Annotated in this window: 17 protein-coding genes and 1 riboswitch; of the genes, 3 read left to right on the forward strand and 14 right to left on the reverse strand. The window is 71.5% G+C overall.

Features of this window, described 5'->3' with window-relative positions; translation table 11 throughout:
* The 6 genes from thiD to thiE all read right to left on the reverse strand — a co-directional run bounded on the left by thiD (nt 1) and on the right by thiE (nt 4,240).
* Nucleotides 1–786, reverse strand: a complete 786-nt coding sequence (gene thiD, locus ACIBF8_RS21395; RefSeq protein WP_396785082.1) for a bifunctional hydroxymethylpyrimidine kinase/phosphomethylpyrimidine kinase — start codon at nt 784–786, stop codon at nt 1–3.
* Entirely contained in the window at nt 783–1,394 is a 612-nt protein-coding gene (locus ACIBF8_RS21400) for a thiamine phosphate synthase (protein ID WP_396785240.1), read from the reverse strand. Before ACIBF8_RS21400 ends, thiD begins: the two co-directional genes overlap by 4 nt.
* 77 nt (nt 1,395–1,471) lie before the next feature.
* Nucleotides 1,472–2,251: a thiazole synthase gene (locus ACIBF8_RS21405; protein WP_396785084.1), complete on the reverse strand. Its 780-nt coding sequence runs from the start codon at nt 2,249–2,251 to the stop codon at nt 1,472–1,474.
* Nucleotides 2,248–2,448, reverse strand: coding sequence for a sulfur carrier protein ThiS (gene thiS, locus ACIBF8_RS21410; RefSeq protein WP_396785086.1), 201 nt, complete (start codon nt 2,446–2,448; stop codon nt 2,248–2,250). Before thiS ends, ACIBF8_RS21405 begins: the two co-directional genes overlap by 4 nt.
* The gene (gene thiO / locus ACIBF8_RS21415) at nt 2,439–3,617 is read right to left on the reverse strand and encodes a glycine oxidase ThiO (RefSeq protein ID WP_396785242.1); all 1,179 of its coding nucleotides are present in this window, start codon (nt 3,615–3,617) and stop codon (nt 2,439–2,441) included. The genes thiS and thiO overlap by 10 nt, the downstream gene beginning before the upstream one ends.
* Nucleotides 3,614–4,240: a thiamine phosphate synthase gene (thiE, locus tag ACIBF8_RS21420; RefSeq protein WP_396785089.1), complete on the reverse strand. Its 627-nt coding sequence runs from the start codon at nt 4,238–4,240 to the stop codon at nt 3,614–3,616. The genes thiO and thiE overlap by 4 nt, the downstream gene beginning before the upstream one ends.
* A riboswitch (TPP riboswitch) is annotated at nt 4,235–4,344 on the reverse strand. (Overlaps the previous gene by 6 nt.)
* Before the next feature lie 312 nt (nt 4,345–4,656).
* On the opposite strand from thiE, the gene ACIBF8_RS21425 reads away from it, so the two are divergent.
* Nucleotides 4,657–10,488, forward strand: coding sequence for a ThuA domain-containing protein (locus ACIBF8_RS21425; protein WP_396785091.1), 5,832 nt, complete (start codon nt 4,657–4,659; stop codon nt 10,486–10,488).
* A gap of 71 nt (nt 10,489–10,559) precedes the next feature.
* A complete protein-coding gene (locus tag ACIBF8_RS21430) occupies nt 10,560–11,132 on the forward strand; it encodes a hypothetical protein (protein ID WP_396785093.1) in 573 nt (190 codons plus the stop codon).
* A 208-nt stretch (nt 11,133–11,340) separates the two neighbouring features.
* On the opposite strand, the gene ACIBF8_RS21435 is transcribed toward ACIBF8_RS21430, so the two are convergent.
* The 4 genes from ACIBF8_RS21435 to ACIBF8_RS21450 form a co-directional block, all read right to left on the reverse strand.
* Nucleotides 11,341–12,303, reverse strand: coding sequence for an aldo/keto reductase (locus tag ACIBF8_RS21435; protein ID WP_396785095.1), 963 nt, complete (start codon nt 12,301–12,303; stop codon nt 11,341–11,343).
* 1 nt (nt 12,304) lies between these two features.
* The gene (locus ACIBF8_RS21440; protein ID WP_396785096.1) at nt 12,305–12,904 is read right to left on the reverse strand and encodes a hypothetical protein; all 600 of its coding nucleotides are present in this window, start codon (nt 12,902–12,904) and stop codon (nt 12,305–12,307) included.
* A gap of 235 nt (nt 12,905–13,139) precedes the next feature.
* The gene (locus ACIBF8_RS21445) at nt 13,140–14,819 is read right to left on the reverse strand and encodes an ABC-F family ATP-binding cassette domain-containing protein (protein ID WP_396785098.1); all 1,680 of its coding nucleotides are present in this window, start codon (nt 14,817–14,819) and stop codon (nt 13,140–13,142) included.
* 41 nt (nt 14,820–14,860) lie between these two features.
* Entirely contained in the window at nt 14,861–15,466 is a 606-nt protein-coding gene (locus ACIBF8_RS21450; RefSeq protein WP_396785100.1) for a class I SAM-dependent methyltransferase, read from the reverse strand.
* Nucleotides 15,467–15,568: 102 nt separating this feature from the next.
* Between ACIBF8_RS21450 and ACIBF8_RS21455 the strand changes: the two genes are divergently transcribed.
* Nucleotides 15,569–16,660: a hypothetical protein gene (locus tag ACIBF8_RS21455; RefSeq protein WP_396785101.1), complete on the forward strand. Its 1,092-nt coding sequence runs from the start codon at nt 15,569–15,571 to the stop codon at nt 16,658–16,660.
* A gap of 12 nt (nt 16,661–16,672) precedes the next feature.
* On the opposite strand, the gene truA is transcribed toward ACIBF8_RS21455, so the two are convergent.
* From truA to rpsD, 4 genes are all read right to left on the reverse strand, one after another.
* On the reverse strand, nt 16,673–17,503 hold the full coding sequence (gene truA / locus ACIBF8_RS21460; protein ID WP_396785102.1) for a tRNA pseudouridine(38-40) synthase TruA: 831 nt from the start codon (nt 17,501–17,503) through the stop codon (nt 16,673–16,675).
* A 67-nt stretch (nt 17,504–17,570) separates the two neighbouring features.
* Nucleotides 17,571–18,128, reverse strand: coding sequence for a 50S ribosomal protein L17 (gene rplQ / locus ACIBF8_RS21465; protein WP_210820368.1), 558 nt, complete (start codon nt 18,126–18,128; stop codon nt 17,571–17,573).
* 34 nt (nt 18,129–18,162) lie between these two features.
* Entirely contained in the window at nt 18,163–19,185 is a 1,023-nt protein-coding gene (locus ACIBF8_RS21470) for a DNA-directed RNA polymerase subunit alpha (RefSeq protein WP_007465227.1), read from the reverse strand.
* Nucleotides 19,186–19,283: 98 nt separating this feature from the next.
* Nucleotides 19,284–19,910: a 30S ribosomal protein S4 gene (rpsD, locus tag ACIBF8_RS21475; protein ID WP_030489600.1), complete on the reverse strand. Its 627-nt coding sequence runs from the start codon at nt 19,908–19,910 to the stop codon at nt 19,284–19,286.
* Between the last annotated feature and the right edge of the window lie 13 nt (nt 19,911–19,923).

A 19,923-nucleotide genomic window follows, 5' to 3' on the forward strand; every position in this document is an offset into this window, starting at 1 on the left:
TCAAGCGGACCAGCCGAAGTGGTTCAGCGGCCCGCGTCCCGCGCCCAGCTCCCAGCTCCGCGCGCCGGTCAGCGCACGAAGCACGTACTCCTTGGCGGCCCCCACGGCGGCCGGCACCGGATCGCCCAGGCCGAGCCGCACCGCGATCGCCGCCGAGAACGAGCACCCGGTGCCGTGGGTGTGCCGGGTCGCCACCCGGGGCGCGCGCAACAGGGTGGTCACGCCGCCGCCGTGCAGCACGTCGACCGCCTCGCCCCCGTCCAGGTCGCCACCCGTGACCACCACGTACTCCGGGCCGCCGGCCGCCAGGGCCTCGGCGGCCACGACCATCGCGGCCACGTCGTCCACCGGGCGTCCGGTGATCGCCGCGGCCTCCGCGCAGTTCGGGGTCGCCACCCTGGCGTACGGCAGCAGCCGCTCCACCGCGCCCACCACGCCGAGCCGGTGACCGCTCGTGGCGACCAGCACCGGGTCGACGACGAGCTGGGGTAGCCGGCCGTCCCGGGCCGCCTCGGCCACCACGTCCGCGATCGCCGGGGTGCCGAGCATCCCCGTCTTCACCGCGCAGACGGTGAAGTCGGTGAGCACACTGTCCAACTGCTCGGTGACCGTGCGCGGGGGCAGCGGCAGCACCGCGTCGACACCCCGGGTGTTCTGCGCGGTGACCGCCGTGAGGACACTCGTGCCGTACGCACCCAGCGCGGCGAAGACCTTGAGGTCGGCCTGGATGCCTGCGCCTGCGCCGGAGTCTGAGCCGGCGATCGTGAGGACTGTGCGCGGGGTCATTTGCTTTCCCTGGTTGCGGTTGAGGGCGCCTCTTCGAAGGCTCTGGTCAGACTCGCCGCTGTCTCAGTCGGGTCTTCTGCTCGCATTAGTGCGCCCAGCACTGCCACCCCGACGGCTCCCGCCTTGACGCAGGCGGTTACCTGTTTTGGGGTTTCGATTCCGCCTAGGGCCAGCACGGGTACCGAGCTGGCCTCGACCAGCTTTCGTAGGCCGTCCGGTCCTAGCGGTGGGCCGTAGCCTGGCTTCGTCTTTGTGGGGTGGAGCGGGGAGACCGTCGCGTAGTGCTCGGTGGTGAGGCGGGCCAGCTCGGGTTGGTCGTGGCAGGAGCGGCCGACCAGGGCGTGCGTTGGCGGCGGGTACGGGCCGGCGGCGGGCAGGTGGACGGCGTCGCCGCCGAGCGGGTCGGGACCGGCCACGATGAGGGTGCCGCCGGCGTCGGCGAGGATCGCGCGCAGATCGGCGGCGAGGGCGGCGCGTTCGGCGCGGGGCAGGTCCTTCTCCCGCAGCACCACCCAGCGCACTCCCCCGGCCACAGCTTCCGCGACAACCAGCTCAAGCCGACCGCGCGCGACCAGCCGATCGGTCAGGACCACAACCCCCGACGGGATCTTGGAAGGAATGGGCCCCTCCAGGGGCAGATTGCTTCCAAGATCTGCTGCCGGGTGGGGTGACCGGGACGGCGCCGTCACAGGTCGGGTCTTCCCTCGTCGGGGGTGGAGGCGAGCGCGTGGAAGCGGCGGGCGATCCGGCCGGCGCCGGCCGCCAAACGTCCCGCCTCGACCGCGTACCGCATCGCGGTGGCCATCGCCACCGGGTCGGCCGCCCGGGTGACCGCGCTGGCCAGCAGCACCCCGTCGCAGCCCAACTCCATGGCCAGCGCCGCGTCGGACGCGGTGCCGATGCCGGCGTCGAGGATCACCGGTACGTCCACACCCTGCCGGATCAGTCGAATGTGGTGCGGGTTGCCGATGCCGAGCCCCGAACCGATCGGGGAACCGGCCGGCATCACCGCCGCGCAGCCCACGTCGGCGAGGCGCCGGGCCAACACCGGATCGTCGCTGGTGTACGGCAGCACGGTGAAGCCGTCGGCGACCAACTCCTCGGCGGCGCGGAGCAGTTCCACCCCGTCGGGCAGGAGCGTCCGCTCGTCACCGATCACCTCCAGCTTGACCCAGTCGGTGTCGAACGCGTCCCGGGCCAGCCGGGCCACCTTCACCGCCTCGGTCGCGGTGTGACAGCCGGCGGTGTTCGGCAACAGGCGTACGCCGCAGCGGTCCAGCAGCTCCAGCAGCCCGCCGGTGGAGCCCGGCGCGGTGCCCACCCGGCGCAGCGCCAGGGTGACCAGCTCGGTGCCGGACGCCCGGATCGCTTGTTCCAGCACGTGCAGGTTCGCGGCGCCGCCGGTGCCGAGGATCAGCCGTGAGGTGAACGTCTCCCCACCCAGCTCGAATGCCACGCCGCTCACCCGCCCTGCGCCGCGGTGAGCACCTCGACGCGGTCACCGTCACGCAGCGCCCGGTCCGGCCAGCCGGCCCGGGGCACCACCTCGCCGTTGACCGCGACCGCCACCCCGCGTGGGTGCGGCACGATGTCGCGGACCAGGTCCGCCACCGACGCGCCAGCGGGCACGCTGCGACCGGCCCCGTTCACCGTCAACTCCACCGGTCCCCCTCCATCGTCGGTTCAGGTCCGCCCGACGCGGCCATCGCGGGACCGGCCGGGCCGGCAGCGCCGAAGCGGTCGGCCCGCAAGGGCGCGAGCAGCGGATCGGGTACGCCGCCGAGCACCAGATCGGCGATCAGGTCGGCGGTGATCGGGGTGAGCACGATGCCGTGCCGGTGATGCCCGGTGGCGGCCAGGACGTCCGGTCGGCCGGGCAGCGGCCCGAGGATCGGCGCGTTGTCCGGGGTGCCCGGGCGCAGCCCGGCGACCGCCTCGACCAGGTCGTACTCGGCCAGTTCGGGCAGCAGGTCGACCCCGGCGCGCAGCAGCCGCTGCACGGCACCGGCGGTGACCGTGGTGTCCGACCGCTCCTCGACCGTCGCGCCGAGCACGACCTCGCCGTCGGAGCGGGGCACCAGGTAGACGTGCTCGCCGTCGGCGTACCCCCGGATCACGTGCCGGAAGCCCGGCGCGACGCCGTCGGGCGCGCGGAGCCGGAGGATCTGGCCCTTCACCGGCCGCACCGGCAGGCCGGTGAGCGCGGCGGCCCCGCAGCCGGCGGCGACCACGGTGACCCTTGCGTCCACATCGGACAGCTGTCGGACCGCCTGCGGCACGAGCGCCGCGCCGGCCCGCTGCGCGGCCGTGCGCAGCGCCGGCACCAGCAACCGGGGGTCGACCTGGTGGTCGGTAGGCGCGAGCGCGCCGCCGCGCACCCGGGGGGCGAGCGCCGGTTCGCGGTCGCGCAGCTCGCTGGGGCGCAGCGGCGTCACGGGCAGGCCCAACCCCTGCTGGTACGCCCAGAGCCGGCGCGCCTCGGCCAGGTCGTCGCCGGTGAGCCCGACCATCAGGGTGCCCTCGGTGCGGTAGCCGATCGCGGCGCCGGTCGTCTCGGTCAGCTCGGCGGCGAACGCCGGCCAGCGGGCTGCGGACGCCAGCAGCAACTCGGTCAGCTGCCGCTCACCGAAGTACGCCTCGGCGACCGGGGAGAGCATGCCGGCGGCCACCGCCGACGCCCCCGAACCGGGCGCCGCATCGTGCACGACCACCCGCAGCCCGCGCGCGGCGCAGCGCCAGGCGATCGCCAGCCCGATCGGACCCGCCCCCACCACCGCCACGTCCGGCCGGGCCCGGTCGCTCGATCGCGCTGAGGGGGACCGGTCGGTCAGCACGTCAGCGCCTCGATCAGCTCGGCGGTCGCCCGGGCCGGGTCGGCGGCCGCGGCGACGGCACCGACCACCGCCACCCCGTACGCCCCGGCGGCCCGCAGCTCCGGCACCCGGGCCGCGGTCACTCCGCCGATCGCGATGACCGGAACGTCGACGGCGTCGACGACGGCGCGTACCCCGGCGGGCCCGATGGGGTCCGGCAGGCCGGTCTTGGTGCTGGTGGCGTGGCACGGCCCGACGCCGAGGTAGCTGGCTCCCGCCGCGACGGCCGCGCTCGCCGTACCCGGTGCGCGGGCGGTGGCACCCAGTACGCCGGTGGGGCCGAGCACCTGTCGGGCGGCGGCGACCGGCAGGTCGTCGGCGCCGACGTGCCCACCGGCGGCCCCCACCGCCAGCGCCACGTGCAACCGATCGTTGACCAGGCAGGTAGCCCCGTACGACGCGCAAAGTGTCAGCACCCGCCGGGCCAGGTCGTACGCCTCGCGGTCGGTGGCGGAATCCTCCACCCGGACCTGCACCACCAAGTCGGCGCGGGCCGCACTGAGGGCGGCCCGGACCACGGCGAGTGGGTCACGCCCGGGTCGGGTGTCGGTGATGAGATGCAATCGCCCCAGGGACGGCACGGCAACACTCCTCCCTGCGCCGGCATTACCCGGATCAGGTTCGACGGTCGGGGGCTGTCAGCCCCCCTCTCAGCCCGGTACACCGGGCTCCCGTGGGTTACTTGCGTGTCACCGTACGACAGATCCGCCGGCCTGCCAAGGCGAGGGGCCGGCGGCGGCCGGCGAGCCGGGCCACCGCAGAACGACCAAGATCCATGGGGCACTTCATACGGTCCTGTTCGGAATGTCGCACGCCGTTGCAGAACCGTTACCCGTCCGCATCTTGCCCGACATCGAGCCAGCCGAATTAATTTGTTCAGCGATTCGACAAAATGTCGGTGGGGGCACCCTGGCACGGCGTCACCACCGACTCCATCAGGGACGGCCTTCGGCGAGCCGACTCCCGCGAGTTCTGTCACTACGACACAGGAGGCGGCGTGTCCCGTTCTCGTCGTGCCCGCGTACCCATCACCGCAACCCTGATCTCCCTGGCCATGGCCTCGACCACCCTGTTCGGCGCGCCCGCGCAGGCGGCCGCCCAGGTTCCCCCACGGGAGGCCCCAGCCGCGAAGCCGGTCAGCCAGGTGGCGCCGAAGGCGCCAAAGGCCGCAGCCGATCCCTACTCCGTCCTCGTTTTCTCCAAGACCGCCGGCTTCCGGCACGACTCCATCCCCACCGGCATCGCCGCCATCCAACAGCTCGGCGCCGCCAACGGATTCACCGTGGACAACTCCGAGGACGGCGCCGCATTCAACGACGCCAACCTGGCGAAGTACAAGGCGGTGATCTGGCTCTCCACCACCGGTGACGTGCTCAACGCCGAGCAGCAGGCGGCGTTCGAGCGCTACGTGAAGGCCGGCGGTGGTTACGTCGGCATCCACGCGGCGTCGGACACCGAGTACAACTGGGCCTGGTACGGCGACCTGGTCGGCGCGTACTTCGCCAACCACCCGCAGAACCAGCAGGCCACGGTCAAGGTCGAGGACCACGCTCACCCGTCCACGGCGGAGCTGCCGGACCGCTGGTCCCGGTTCGACGAGTGGTACAACTACCAGACCAACCCCCGGCCGGACGTGCACGTGCTGGCCAGCCTGGACGAGAAGAGCTACACCGCCGGTGCCGGCGCGATGGGCGCCGACCACCCGATCGCCTGGTGTCAGGACTTCGACGGCGGTCGCTCCTGGTACACCGGAGGCGGGCACACCCGGGAGTCGTACGCCGAGCCCGGCTTCCTCTCCCACCTGCTCGGCGGCATCCAGACCGCGGCCGGTGTGGTGGACGCCGACTGTGGCGCCTCGAAGACCTCGAACTTCGAGAAGGTCTCCCTGGACAGCAACACCAGCAACCCGATGGAGCTGGACATCGCCCCCGACGGGCGGGTCTTCTACATCGAACGCGACGGTCGGGTGCAGATCATCAAGCCGGACACCGGCAACACCGTCACCGCCGTCGACCTGGACGTCTTCACCGGCAACGAGGACGGCCTCATCGGCATCCGGCTCGACCCGGACTTCGCCACCAACAAGTGGGTGTACCTATACTACGCCCCGAACGACGGGGTCGCCCGCAACCTGCTGTCCCGCTTCACGGTGACCGGCGACACCATCGACCGGGCCAGCGAGAAGCAGGTGCTGCGGGTGGACACCCAGCGCAACACCTGCTGCCACGCCGGCGGCAGCATGACCTTCGACGGCGACGGCAACCTGTACCTGGCCACCGGTGACAACACCAACCCGTTCGAGTCGAACTCGTACACGCCGATCGACGAGCGGCCGGGCCGCCAGGACTACGACGCGCAGCGCACCTCGGCCAACACGAACGACCTGCGCGGCAAGGTGATCCGGATCCACCCGGAGGACGACGGGACGTACACCGTTCCGGCCGGCAACCTCTTCGCGCCGGGCACCGAGAAGACCCGTCCCGAGATCTACGCGATGGGCTTCCGCAACCCGTTCCGGATCGGCACCGACCCGAAGACCAACACGCTGTACGTCGCGGACTACGGGCCGGACGCCAACTCCAACAACCCGAACCGCGGCCCTCGGGGCCTGGTCGAGTGGAACATCGTGACCCCCGGCAACTACGGCTGGCCGTACTGCACGGGGACGAACGAGGCGTACAACGACTACACGTTCCCGTCCGGCCCGAGCGGCGCGAAGTTCGACTGCGCGGCGCCGGTGAACAACTCGCCCAACAACACCGGCCTGACCAACCTCCCGCCGGTCGTGCCCGCGACCGTCGACTACGGGTACGCCGGTGACGCGCGTTACCCGGAGATCGGCGGCGGTGGCGCTCCGATGGGCGGCCCGGTCTACCGCTACGACGCCGACCTCAACTCCACCCGCAAGTGGCCGGCGTACTACGACGGCAAGGCGCTGCTCGGCGAGTGGAACCAGAACAAGATGTACACCATGCAGCTGACCCCCGACGGCAAGTCGTTGGTGGACATCAACCAGTTGCTCACCGGGATGACCATGGTCCGGCCGATGGACTTCGAGTTCGGCCCCGACGGCGCGCTGTACCTGATCGAGTGGGGCAGCGGCTTCGGCGGCAACAACGACAACTCGGGCGTCTACCGGATCGACTACACCGCCGGTGACCGCGCGCCGATCGCGGCGGCGTCCGCCACCCCGACCTCGGGTGCGGCGCCGTTGACGGTGACCTTCTCCAGCGCCGGATCCCGGGACCCGGACGGTGGCACGCTCACCTACGCCTGGGCCTTCGGCGACGGGCAGACCTCCACCGAGGCGAACCCGACGCACACCTACACCGCGGCGGGCAACTACACCGCCCAGCTCACCGTCACCAACCCGAAGGGCCGTACCGCGGTGGCCAACGTGCCGGTCACCGTGGGCAACACGTCCCCGACGGTGACCATCGAGTTCCCGCCGGACGGCGGGTTCTTCGAGTGGGGTGACCAGGTTCGCTACACGATCAAGGTGACCGACCCGGAGGACGGGGAGATCGACTGCGACCGGGTGAACCTCCAGGTGCTGCTGGGTCACGACGAGCACGCCCACCCGCTGGAGCAGCACACCGGCTGCACCGGCACCGTCCAGACGTCGCTCGCCTCCGGGCACGGCGCCGAGGCGAACGTGTTCGCGGTCTTCGAGGCCACCTACACCGATGACGGTGGCGCCGGTGGGGCAAGCCCGCTCACCGGTCGGGTGATCGAGGTGCTGCAGCCCAAGCGCAAGCAGGCCGAGTTCTTCACCGCCACCGGGCGCGCTCCGGTGAGCACCGGCGGCGGCGACGCCGGCGTGCAGCGGGAGACCGGCGCCGACACCGCCGGCGGTGGTCAGAACATCGGGTTCATCGAGGACGGCGACTGGTGGTCGCTCGCCCCGGCGAACCTGACGAACATCACCGAGATCCGGTTCCGGGCTGCCTCGGCCGCCGCTGGTGGTCGGATCGAGGTCCGCGCGGGTGCGGTCGACGGACCGGTGGTCGCCACGGCCACCGTGCCGGCGACCGGCGGATGGCAGACGTACACGGACGTGAGCGCGCCGGTCACCGGTGCCGCCAGCGGCTCGCTGTACTTCCTGGCCCGCGACCCGAACGGCGGAACGGGTTCGCTCTTCAACGTCAACTGGATGGACTTCGTCGGCCGCGGTGTCACCGAGAACGGGCCGCCGGTGGTCAGCGCCACGGCCACCCCGGCCACCGGCACCGCACCGGTCACCGTCGCCTTCGACGGCACGGCCACCGACGCCGAGGGCGACACCCCGCTGACGTACGCCTGGGACTTCGGTGACGGGGGCTCGGCGACCACCCTGGACGCCAGCCACACCTACACCAGCCCGGGTACCTTCACGGCCACCCTCACGGTGACCGACAGCAGGGGCGCCAAGTCGTACGCCACCGTGCCGGTACGGGTCGACGCGCCGGACACGTCCTGCTTCGGGGCGCGTTCGGACGACTTCAACGGCAACACGCTCGACAAGAACCGCTGGACCAGCGTGATCCGGGAGAACCAGCTCTACTCGCTCAGTGGCGGCGCACTGCGGCTGCCCACCGGCGTGGGGGATCTCTACGGCGCTCGCAACGACGCCACCAACCTGGTGCTCCAGGCGGCTCCGACCGGCGCGTGGGAGATGACCACCAAGGTCACGCTCCCGGTGACGGCCAACTACCAGCAGGCTGGCCTGCTGGTGTACGGCGACGACGACAACTACGCCAAGCTGGATCTGCTGTACAACGGCAGCCGGTCGGTGGAGTTCATCCGGGAGACCGCCGCCACGCCGCGCAACGAGGCTGCCGACAGGATCGCCGCTCCGGCGGGTGACACCGTGTACCTGCGGATCACCAGCGACGGGACGAACCTGACCGCGGCCGTCTCAGCCGATGGGCAGACCTTCACCCCGGTCGGCCGTTCGGCCGCGCTCGCCGGCATCACCAACCCGCGGATCGGGGTCTTCGCCCTCAACGGCGGCACCGAGGCGCCGGTTGTCGACGCCGCGTTCGACTCGTTCCAGGTGACGCCGGACGCTCCGGCCGGACCGGTCGACCCGTCGGACGAGTTCAACGGCAGCACGTTGGACAAGTGCCGGTGGGACGCGATCCTGCGGGAGGACCCGACCGGTTACCGGGTCACCGGTGGCGCGCTGCGCATCGACGTGCCCAACGGTGACATCTACGGCACCGACAACACCGGGCCGAAGAACTTCATCCTCCAGACCGCGCCGTCGGGCGACTGGACCCTGGAGACCAAGGTCGACGGCAGCCTGCTGAACGAGCAGTACCAGCAGGCCGGTCTGCTCGTGCAGGCCGACGACGACAACTACCTGAAGTTCGACTTCATCGCGGACAACCAGGCTGGTTCGGCGGTGACGCGGCGGATCGAGTTCCGCAGCGAGATCGCCGGGACGGTGCAGAACCCGCAGCCGGAGGTGACCGGACTGACCACCGCCGTGTGGTTCCTGCGGTTGGCTCGCACCGGTAACACGTTCACCGCGTCGTACTCGGCCGACGGGACGACCTGGACCGCGTTGACGGCGCTGACCAACAGCGCGGTGGGTGCCACCCCGAAGGTCGGGTTGTTCACCCTCGGCGCCAACCAGACGGCGTCGAAGACCGCCGCGTTCGACTACTTCCGGCTCAGCACGGAGGTGGCCGACAAGACCGCACCGGTGACCACCGCGGCGGTTTCCGGCACCCCGACCGACGGGTGGTACACCGGGCCGGTGACGATCACGCTCACCGGCGCCGACGAGGCCGGCGGTAGCGGGCTCGCCAGTACGGAGTACCAGCTGGACGGGGCCACCACCTGGACGGCCTACACCGCTCCGGTGGCGGTCAGCGGGGACGGCGAGCACGAGCTTCGGTTCCGCTCGACGGACAAGGCCGGCAACGTGGAGACGACGAAGACCGTCTCGGTCAAGATCGACGCCACCGCGCCGGTGACCTCGGCGACGTTCGCTCCGGCGAACGACGCCGGTTGGCACAACGGGACAATCCCGGTGGTGCTGGCCGCGACCGACGCCGGTTCCGGCGTCAAGACGGTGGAGTGGTCGCTGGACGGCGGCGCGTGGACGGCGTACTCGACGCCGGTCGAGGTGACCGGTGACGGGCAGCACGAGCTGCTGTTCCGCTCGGCGGACAAGGCGGGCAACGTCGAGACGCTCAAGTCGGCGGTGTTGCGCATCGACGGCACCAAGCCGACGCTGCTGGTGTCCGGGCTCGCCGACGGCCAGCTCTACGGCGACAGCCAGGACGTCCGGGTGTCGTGGCAGGCCGTCGACCCGACCTCGGGCATCGCGTCCCTGGTCGGCCAGCTCGACGGCAAGGCGTACGCCAGCGGCACGCTGCAGGCCATGTACGACCTGTCGCTCGGCCTGCACGAGCTGACCGTGACCGCGACCGACAAGGCGGGCAACACGACCACCTCGACGGTCCGGTTCTTCGTCACCACCTCGTTCCGGGACATGCAGAGTCTGCTGGACCGGTTCAAGGCGACGGGTCGGCTCTCGACCAAGGCGCACAAGCAGCTGTCGAACAAGCTCGACGCTGTCCGTGCGTCCGAGGCGGCCGGCGACGACAAGGCGGCGGTCCGGCAGCTGACCGCATTCCGGACGCTCGCCTCCGACACCACTCTGGTGCCCGAGGCGGAGGTCCGGGACGTCCTGATCCGGGACGCCGACGCCATGATCGTTCGGCTCGGCGGCGCGGCCAGTAAGGCCGGGGTCAAGGCGAACGACGGCGACTCGGTCAAGGGCACCGGGCGGCTCGGTGGCGATGCCACCCGGCTGGCACCCGGTCGCCAGCTCTGATCCGACGAGGCCCCTCCCCGGCGCTGCGGCGTCGGGGAGGGGCCTCCCTCATCGGTAGTGAGGAGATGTCCGTGACGGGTATCCGCAAGGTGTTGGCCGCCGTGTTCGTCGGACTGGCCCTGACCCTGTTCGCCGCCGCCCCGGCGGCGGCTCAGGCCGCCCAGGCGGCTCAGGCCGCTGAGGCCGCCCAGGCGGCTCAGGCCGACAAGCTCAAACTCACGGTGGCCGGCGATGGGGCCGACGGCGTCACCATCCAGGCCACCCACGCTGATGGCCGGCGGCTGGAGCAGGTGGTGCGATTGGTCCTCACCGCCACCGGCCCGGACGGTCAGCGGATCGGGCCGGTGCAGCTGGAACCGCAGCCTGAGGGGCAGGGCTTCTACAGCAGCGGCGCGGTGCTCTCGACCGGCACGTGGAAGGTGACGGTGAAGTCGCCCGCCCCGCTGCAGGGCGAGGCCACCGCCACGGTGCAGGCCCGGGCGGCACAGTCACCGCCGGCGCCCGAGCCGGTCGCGGTGACGAAGCCGGCGGACGGAGCACGCGGGGCGGGTGCCGGCTGGTGGCCGTTCGCGGCTGCCGGCCTGGTGCTCGTCGCCGTGGCGATGGGGGTGGCCATGCTGTTCGGCCGCCGCCGCACCGACTGATCAACCAACGCGCCGACGCGCATTCAACGACCGGGCCGGGCCGCGACGAGCGGCCCGGCCCGGTGTCGTCTGACTGGCTCGTGATCGACTCGACGTCCCTGAAGTCGGGGTGTCCCGAGCGACAGGTCACCCCGACTTCAAGGAACGCGAGTGGATCAAGCGCGGCGCGCACCCTCGATCACCGGAACCGGCACCGGCCCCGCCGCACTCAGAGGATGGCGCGCAGCGCCGCCAGGTCCTCGTCGCTGGGCTCCCAGGTGCCGGCGGCGGCGTTGGCTCGCACCTGCTCGGGCGTGGTGGCACCGGCGATCACCGAGGTCACCGCCGGCTGGGCGGCCAGCCCGCCGATCGCCACCTGGAGCATGGTCAGCCCCCGCTCGGCCGCGTACGCCTCGATCGCCTCGATGGTGTCCCAGTCGGCCGCGGCGAGCCGCTCCGCGTACCGGCCCCCACCGGAGAGGCGGCTGCCGGCCGGCGGCTGCTCGCTGCGCTTGTACTTGCCGGTGAGCAGACCGTTGGCGAGCGGGAAGAACGGCAGCATGCCGAGGCCGAACCGCTCACACGCCGGAATCACCTCGGCCTCCACGGACCGCTCCAGCAGGCTGTAGTGGTTCTGCGCGCTGATGAATCGGGACCGGCCGTTGGACGAGGCGACCCAGTCCGCGTCGGCGATCTGCCAGCCGGCGAAGTTGGAATTGCCCAGGTAGCGCACCTTCCCGTCCCTAACCAGGTCGTCCAGGGCGGCGAGGGTCTCGTCGATCGGGGTGCCCGGGTCGGGCTCGTGCATCTGGTACAGGTCGATGTGGTCGGTACCGAGTCGGCGCAGCGACGCCTCCACGGCACGAGCGATGTAGCGCCGCGCACCCCGGGCCCCGAAGTCCGGCCCGTTGAGTCCGTTCATGTCCATGCCGAACTTGGTGGCCACCACCACGTCGTCCCGGCGCCCCTTGAGCGCCTGGCCGAGCAGTTCCTCGGAGCCGCCCTGCGGCTCGCCGTAGATGTCGGCGGTGTCGAACAGGGTGATCCCGGCGTCCAGTGCGGCGTCCACCACCGCCCGGGTGCCGTCGAGGTCGAGCTTGCGGCCGAAGTTGTTGCAGCCGATGCCGACCACGGACACCACGAGCCCGGAGTCGCCCAGCCGGCGATAGGTCATCTCAGTCACGAGCTCCACCCTATGCCGGCCGAGTTCCGGCCACGTCGGGGGCGGCGAAGCCGACCACCTCGGTGACCAGCTCACGGGCGGCGTTGATGGTCGCGGCCAGCTCGGCCGGACTGCGGCCGACGCCGCCGAGCAGTGCCTGCGCCCGCGGCGCGAAGGACGGGGGTGCCCCCGGCAGCAGCCCCGCTGCGGCGATCATTCCCTTCTCGTTGACCAGCCACCGGCCCGCTCGAGCGTGCAGCAGCACCTGGGCGAGCACCCCGACCGTCCGGAACAGGCAGCCGGCGACGTACCCGCTGTCCCCGCAGACGGCGGCCTTGGCCGCGCCGGTCAACAGAAACCCGGCCTCCCAGCCGCCGGCCACCAGCGCGTCGGCGAGCGCGGGCGGATAGTCCCGGGTCTGCTCCTTCAGCCGGGTCAGCTGGCCGGTCGGGTCCGCCAGTACCTGGCACAGCGCCACCTCGCCGACGTAGGCGGGCGAGTAGAAACCGAGCGGGTGCCCGGCCTGCACCCCGACCTCGTACCGACCGGCCCGGCAGTCCGTCCAGACGCGGTGCACCCGGTCGAGGTCCGGTAGATCCAGTCCACGGCGACCCCGCCGATCCGCAGCCAACCGCCACCGTCGACCCAGGGCCCCCAACCACCCGGGGCGGTGACCACCACGCCGGGGTCGTCGGCGACCGTCGCGGCTACCGCCCGCAACGCCGGTACGTCCAGCTCACCCTGGTAGTACAGGCCCAGGTCCCAGTCGGAGTCGGGGCGGTGCTCTGCGCGCGCCCGGCTGCCACCGAGCGCCACGGCGACCACCCCCTCGACGGCGCACAGGCGGTCGGGCAGGTCGGCGGGGATCACCCGACGTCCCAGACCGGTTCCGGAGTCTCCACCACCTCGTTGTCGCCCCGGAACAGCACGAACCGGTCGAAGGAGCGGGTGAACCAGCGGTCGTGGGTGACCGCGATCACCGTCCCCTCGAAGGCGTTCAGGCCAGCTTCGAGGGCCTCCGCGCTGGCCAGGTCGAGGTTGTCGGTGGGCTCGTCGAGCAGCAGCAGGGTCGCCCCGGACAGCTCCAGTAGCAGCACCAGGAACCGGGCCTGCTGCCCGCCGGAGAGCGTGCCGAAGCGCTGGTCGCCCTGCGCGGCCAGCTCGTAGCGACTGAGCACCCCCATCGCCGCGTGCCGGTCCATTCCGGTGCGGTGCTCGTCACCCCGCCAGAGGATCTCGACGAGCGTCTTCGACATCAGCTCCGGTCGGTCGTGGGTCTGGGAGAAGTGCCCGGGGCGGACCCGGGCGCCGAGCCGAGCCGAGCCGTCGTGCGCCACCGGAGCGAGCGCGCCGGCCCCGTCGACCGGCCCGTTCGCCGGGTCCGGGTCGGTGCCACCGCGGGCCAGCAGCCGCAGGAAGTGCGACTTGCCGGTGCCGTTGGCGCCGAGCACCGCCACCCGATCGCCGTACCAGATCTCCAGATCGAAGGGGAAGGTCAGGCCGTCGAGCTCCAGCTGCTCGCAGACGACCGCGCGCTTGCCGGTCCGCCCGCCGCTGAGCCGCATCCGGATGTCCTGGTCCTTCGGCGGTACGGGCGGCGGCCCGGCCTCCTCGAACTTGCGCAACCGGGTCTGTGCGGCCTGATAGCGCGAGGCCAACCCGTCGTTGTACGCGGCCTTCTGCTTGTACATCAGCATCAGCTCGCGCAGCTTCTGGTGCTCCTCGTCCCAGCGTCGGCGCAGCTCGTCGAGGCGGGCGTGCCGCGCCACCCGGGCGGAGTGCCAGCTGGCGAAGCCACCCGGGTGCACCCAGGCGCTGCCACCCTCGACGGCGACCACCCGGTCGGCGCTCTGGGCCAGCAGCTCGCGGTCGTGTGAGACGTAGAGCACCGACTTCGTCGACTCGCGCAGCCGCGCCTCCAGCCAGCGCTTGCCGGGCACGTCGAGGAAGTTGTCCGGCTCGTCGAGCAGCAGCACCTCGTCCGGGCCGCGCAGCAGCAACTCCAGGGCGAAGCGCTTCTGCTGGCCGCCGGAGAGGGTGCGCACCGGCCGGTCCCGTACGCCGTCCCAGGGTTGGTCGAGCACGATGGTCGCGACGGTGTCGAAGAGCACCTCGGCGTCGTACCCGCCGGCCTCACCCCAGGCGCCGAGCGCGTCGGCGTACGCCAGCTGGGCCTTGCCCGCGGCGTTGCTGAACTTGCCGTGTGCCTCGGCCGCCCGCATGGCCGCCTCGGTCTCGCCGAGCCGGCGGCCGGCGTCGCGCAGCGATGGCGGAGCCAGCGACAACGCCAGGTCGGCGAGCGTCGACTCGTCGCCGATCATGCCGATGAACTGGCGCATCACGCCCAGCCCGCCGGCTCGCGCGACGACGCCGCTGCGCACCGGCAGGTCGCCGGCGACCATCCTCAGCAGCGTGGTCTTACCCGCGCCGTTCGGCCCGACCAGGGCGACCTTGCTGCCCTCTCCGACTCGGAACGACACGTCGGCGAAGAGTTCCCGACCGTCGGGCAGGATGTGCCCGACCGCTGCCACGTCCACGTATCCCACGCCGGGATCCTGCCCCAGCGAGGGTCGGACGGTACATCCAATTACCGGGTGACGCGCAGCACCCGGAAGCCCTTTTGGCTGGCGTACCGCTCGACCTGCCAGCTCTGTTCGGTGAGCCAGCGTTGCAGCGAGTCGCCACCGAGGTGCCGGGCCACGACCAACCAGCCGACGCCGTCCGGGGCTAGTCGGGGCAGCCAGCGCAGCAGCAGGTCGTGCAGCCCGTCCTTGCCGATCCGGATGGGTGGGTTGGACCAGAGCTGGGCGAACTGACGGTCCGGCGGAACGTCGTCCGGCGCGCTGACCCGGACCCGGTCGGCGGCGCCGATGCGCGCCGCGTTGGCGGCGGTGAGTTCACGGGCTCGGGCGTTGACGTCGACGGCCCAGATGGTGCTCATCGGTGCGAGGTCGGCCAGCACGCAGCTGATCGGCCCGAACCCGCAACCGAGGTCGAGCAGGTCGCCGCTGGTGTCGGCGGCGGGCAGCTCGGCCTTGCGCAGGAGCACGGCGGTGCCGGGGTCGAGTCTGCTCGCGGAGAAGACCCCGCCGGCCGAGGTGAGCCGGTAGTCGCGGTCGGCGACGGAGAACTCGACCTCGCGCGCCGGGGCGTCGCTGGTGGGCTGAGCGGTGAAGTAGTGGTCGCCGGTCACGCGGCAATTCTCGCACCGGCCCAGGGCCAACCTGGCACCGCCCGCACGTACATTTCCCCGAAATTACCCCCTAAAGGGACAATGGCTCCTACTCTGGGCGACATGGTGTATCGGTACCAGTCCGATGAGGACGCTTTCGAGGAGTACCCGGAGCCCGGGTCCGACCTGTCGGTGCTCGGCGCCGGTCCGCCCCCGCCGGCCGGGCCCTCTCCGTCGCGCTTCCCCACGCCGTCGCTGCCCCGGCCGAACCAGCTCTCGCTGCCCTCGTCGCAGCCCGCGCCGGCTCGTGCGGACGTGCCGCAGCCACTGCCGGCTCGTGCCGACATCCCGCCGCCCCCGCCCCGCAGCCAGATCTACACCTCGGCGACGCCGGCGGAACCACCAACCCGGCGCGGGGGCGGTCGACTGTGGCAGGTACTGATCGGCGGCGCAGCCGTCTTGGTGCTGCTCGCCCTCTGCGGCCTCGGTGCCGCCGCACTGCTCATCGACCGCAACGAGCCGCCGCAGAGCAACCCGACGTACCAGCCGAACGCCGCCCCGACGTCGGCTGCCGCGGAGCGGCTGGCCCTCGACTCCCGGGACACCGACCAAGCCCCGCTCACCGCCAAGGAACTCTTCCCCAGCAAGGAACTCAAGCTCACCGACGGCCAGCCGAGCTACCAGGTGCTCAAGACGCAGTCCAGTGGCAGTTGCGCCGTCGCCGCCACCGACGAGGTCGCCGACCTCCTCGTTCGGCTCGGCTGCAACCAGGTCGTCCGGGCCACACTGACCACGCCGGACGGCGATCACCTGGTCACCGCCGGCCTGTTCAACCTCACCGACAAGGTCAGCGCGGAACGAGCCCGCGACCGGCTCCGGCAACTGCTCGACGAGCGGCAGGGCCGCTTCCGTGGCCTCACCGGCAACGACGGCGACGGCACCAACGTCCTGGCCAGCGCCCCGGCGCGGGTCGGCTGGCAGGTCCGGGGCCACTACCTGGCGTACGCGCTGGTGGTCCGCAAGGACGGGGCAGCGGTCAAGGCCGGTGACGCCAAGGTCCGCGAAATCCTGTTCGACATGATCGAGCTGCACCTCAGCCGGGGTGTGCTGCAGAACCGGGCCGACGGTGGCACCGCCGCACAACCGACGGCGGCACCGACCGGCAGCAGCGCGACCCAGGGCGGCACCGACGAGGGCGGCCTGCCGGGCGACTGAGCCCGTGGGCGGTCAGCCCTCGATCGGGACCCGTAGCCGGCGGGTGAGGGTGGCGCGGTGGGCGTACTCGGCGGGATCGGTCGGGTAACCGACGGCGACCAGGGTCAGCCCGTGCGCGGGGGCCACGGTCACCTCGCTGGACCGCTCCCGCTGGGTGAGCAGAGTGCCCGGCCACTCCACCGGGCGGCGGCCGTCCCCGGCCACCAGCATGGCCCCCACCAGGCTGCGCACCATCGCCTGGCAGAACGCGTCGGCCTGCACGGTGGCGACCAGGATGCCGTCCGGGTCGCGACGCCAGTCCAGCCGGGTCACCTCGCGCAGCGTGGTCGCGTGCTCCTTGCGCCGGCAGTACGCGGCGAAGTCGTGCTCCCCCACCAGCCCGGTCGCGGCGGCATTCAGCGCGGCCAGGTCCAACGGCTTCGGCCAGGCCAGCACCTCGTGCCGACGTAGCGGCTCCGCGCCGAAGGGAGCGTCGGTGACCCGGTACTCGTAGCGCCGGAAGGTGGCCGAGAACCGGGCGTCGAAGTCGGCCGGCACCTCGGCCATCGCCCGTACCCGTACGTCGGTGGGGAGCAGCCGGGCCAGGCGACGCAGCAGCCGTCCCTCGTGCTGTCGCCACACGTCCACCGGCAGGTCCAGGTGGCACACCTGCCCGGTGGCGTGCACCCCCGCGTCGGTCCGTCCGGCCACCGTCAGCCCGGTGGCCGTACCGACGCCGAGGACCAGGTCCAGGGTCTCGACGAGCACCCCCGCTACGGTGCGCCGGGTCGGCTGGGCAGCCCAGCCGGAGAAGTCGGTGCCGTCGTACGAGACGTCCAGCCGCAGCCGGATCCGCTCGTCCACCTCGTACCTCCTGTTACGGGTCGGGCCCGACACCCCGATGGGGTGCCGGGCCCGACGTTGCCCTTGATCAGGCCTTGTTCTCGGTGGCCTCGTCGCTGTCCTCGCGGGCGGCGTCGGTGTCACCGGACGCCGACACCGGCGCCTCGGAGTCCTGGTCGGCCGGAGCCGACTGCGGGGCCTCGTCGGCCGGGGCGAGCGCCTCGACCTTGTCCTGCTGCGCGGCCTTGCGGGCGGCGGTCTTCTTGTTCACCTTCGGCTCGGCGACCTGAAGCTCTTCCACCAGCTCGATGATCGCCATCGGCGCGTTGTCACCCTTGCGCGGACCGGTCTTCACGATCCGGGTGTAACCGCCGGGGCGGTTGGAGTACCGGGGCGCGATCTGGTCGAACAGGGCGTAGACCACGTCCTTGTCCTTGACGACACCCAGCACCCGCCGCCGCGAGGCGAGGTCACCGCGCTTGGCCTTGGTGATGAGCTGCTCGGCCAGTGGGCGCAGCCGCCGGGCCTTCGTCTCGGTGGTCTGGATCTTGCCGTGCTGGAACAGCGCGGTCGCCAGGTTGGCCAGCATCAGCCGCTCGTGCGAGGGGCTGCCGCCGAGGCGGGGGCCCTTGGTGGGCGTGGGCATTTTTGGTGCTCCTCAGTTGTGGCGGCAGCGCGGACTAGAGCTGCTCGGTCTCGCGGTAGTCGTCGGTGTCGTAGTCGGCCTCGCCGAAGGTGTCCACGACGTGCGCCGGGTCGAAGTTCGGAGCCGAGTCCTTCAGCCCGAGACCCATCCCGGCGAGCTTCATCTTGACCTCGTCGATCGACTTCTGACCGAAGTTGCGAATGTCGAGGAGGTCGGCCTCGGTACGCCCGATGAGCTCACCAACGGAGTTGATGCCCTCGCGCTTGAGGCAGTTGTAGGAGCGGACGGTGAGGTCCAGCTCCTCGATCGGCAGGGCAAGGTCCGCCGCCAGCTGGGCGTCCTGCGGGGACGGCCCGATGTCGATGCCCTCGGCGGTCTCGTCCAGCTCCCGGGCCAGCCCGAACAGCTCCACCAGCGTCGAGCCGGCGGAGGCCAGCGCGGTACGCGGGCCCATCGACGGCTTGGTCTCGACGTCGATGATCAGGCGGTCGAAGTCGGTACGCTGCTCGACACGGGTCGCCTCGACGCGGTAGGTCACCTTCAGCACCGGCGAGTAGATCGAGTCGACCGGGATCCGGCCGATCTCGGCGCCGGACTGCTTGTTCTGCGCCGCCGTCACGTAGCCCCGGCCCCGCTCGACGGTCAGCTCCATGTCGAGCCGGCCCTTGCCGTTCAGGGTCGCGAGCTTGAGATCCGGGTTGTGCACCGAGACGCCGGCCGGCGGCTGGATGTCGCCCGCGGTCACGTCGCCCGGCCCCTGCTTGCGCAGGTACATGCTGACCGGCTCGTCGTGCTCGGAGCTGACGCACAGCTCCTTGATGTTCATGACGAGCTCGACCACGTCCTCCTTGACACCGGGGATCGTGGTGAACTCGTGCAGCACACCGTCGATCTTGATCGAGGTGACGGCCGCGCCCGGGATCGACGACAGCAGCGTACGCCGCAGCGAGTTACCCAGGGTGTAGCCGAAGCCCGGCTCCAGCGGCTCGATGGCGAACCGGGAACGGGTCTCGTTGATCGACTCCTCGGAGAGGGAGGGTCGCTGGCTGATGAGCATCTTTTCTCTTCTCTTCCGGGGCGCCCGCTATTTGACGCCCACGACACAAACTGTTCCGGTGGCCCGCCCCGAAGGGCGGGCCACCGAACGAGCTCGGACTACTTGGAGTAGAGCTCGACGATCAGCTGCTCCTGGACCTGCGTGTCGATGACCTGCCGGGCCGGGAGGGAGTGCACGAGCACCTTCATCTGGCTCGGGATGGCCTCAAGCCACGCCGGAACCGTCTTCGAGCCGGCCTGGGCCTGCGCGACGATGAACGGGGTGAGCTCCTTGCTCTTGCCCCGAACCTCGATGATGTCGTGCTCCTTGACGCGGTACGACGGGATGTCGACCTTCTTGCCGTTCACCGTGAAGTGACCGTGCTTGACCAGCTGGCGGGCCATGTCCCGCGAGTGGGCGTAGCCGGCCCGGTAAACGACGTTGTCCAGTCGCGACTCGAGGATCTGCAGGAGGACCTCACCGGTCTTGGCCTGCTTGCCAACGGCTTCCTCGTAGTAACCGCGGAACTGCTTCTCCAGCACGCCGTAAACCCGACGGGCCTTCTGCTTCTCACGGAGCTGGAGCAGGTACTCCGTCTCCTTGGTGCGGCCGCGGCCGTGCTGCCCGGGCGGGAACGGCCGGGACTCGAACGGGCACTTCGGACCATCGCACTTGCTGCCCTTGAGGAACAGCTTCATCTTCTCCCGCCGGCAACGGCGGCAGTCAGCACCGGTGTAACGAGCCATCTCTCTCTACCTC

Source organism: Micromonospora sp. NPDC050276, assembly GCF_044459545.1.
Taxonomy (GTDB): Bacteria; Actinomycetota; Actinomycetes; order Mycobacteriales; family Micromonosporaceae; genus Micromonospora.

What these genes read in the sequence shown, in the direction of transcription:
- rplQ (WP_210820368.1), bottom strand. Translation starts at nt 18,128, where the DNA reads ATGCCCACGCCCACCAAGGGCCCCCGCCTCGGCGGCAGCCCCTCGCAC.
- ACIBF8_RS21455 (WP_396785101.1), top strand. Translation starts at nt 15,569, where the DNA reads ATGGTGTATCGGTACCAGTCCGATGAGGACGCTTTCGAGGAGTACCCG.
- ACIBF8_RS21470 (WP_007465227.1), bottom strand. Translation starts at nt 19,185, where the DNA reads ATGCTCATCAGCCAGCGACCCTCCCTCTCCGAGGAGTCGATCAACGAG.
- thiD (WP_396785082.1), bottom strand. Translation starts at nt 786, where the DNA reads ATGACCCCGCGCACAGTCCTCACGATCGCCGGCTCAGACTCCGGCGCA.
- rpsD (WP_030489600.1), bottom strand. Translation starts at nt 19,910, where the DNA reads ATGGCTCGTTACACCGGTGCTGACTGCCGCCGTTGCCGGCGGGAGAAG.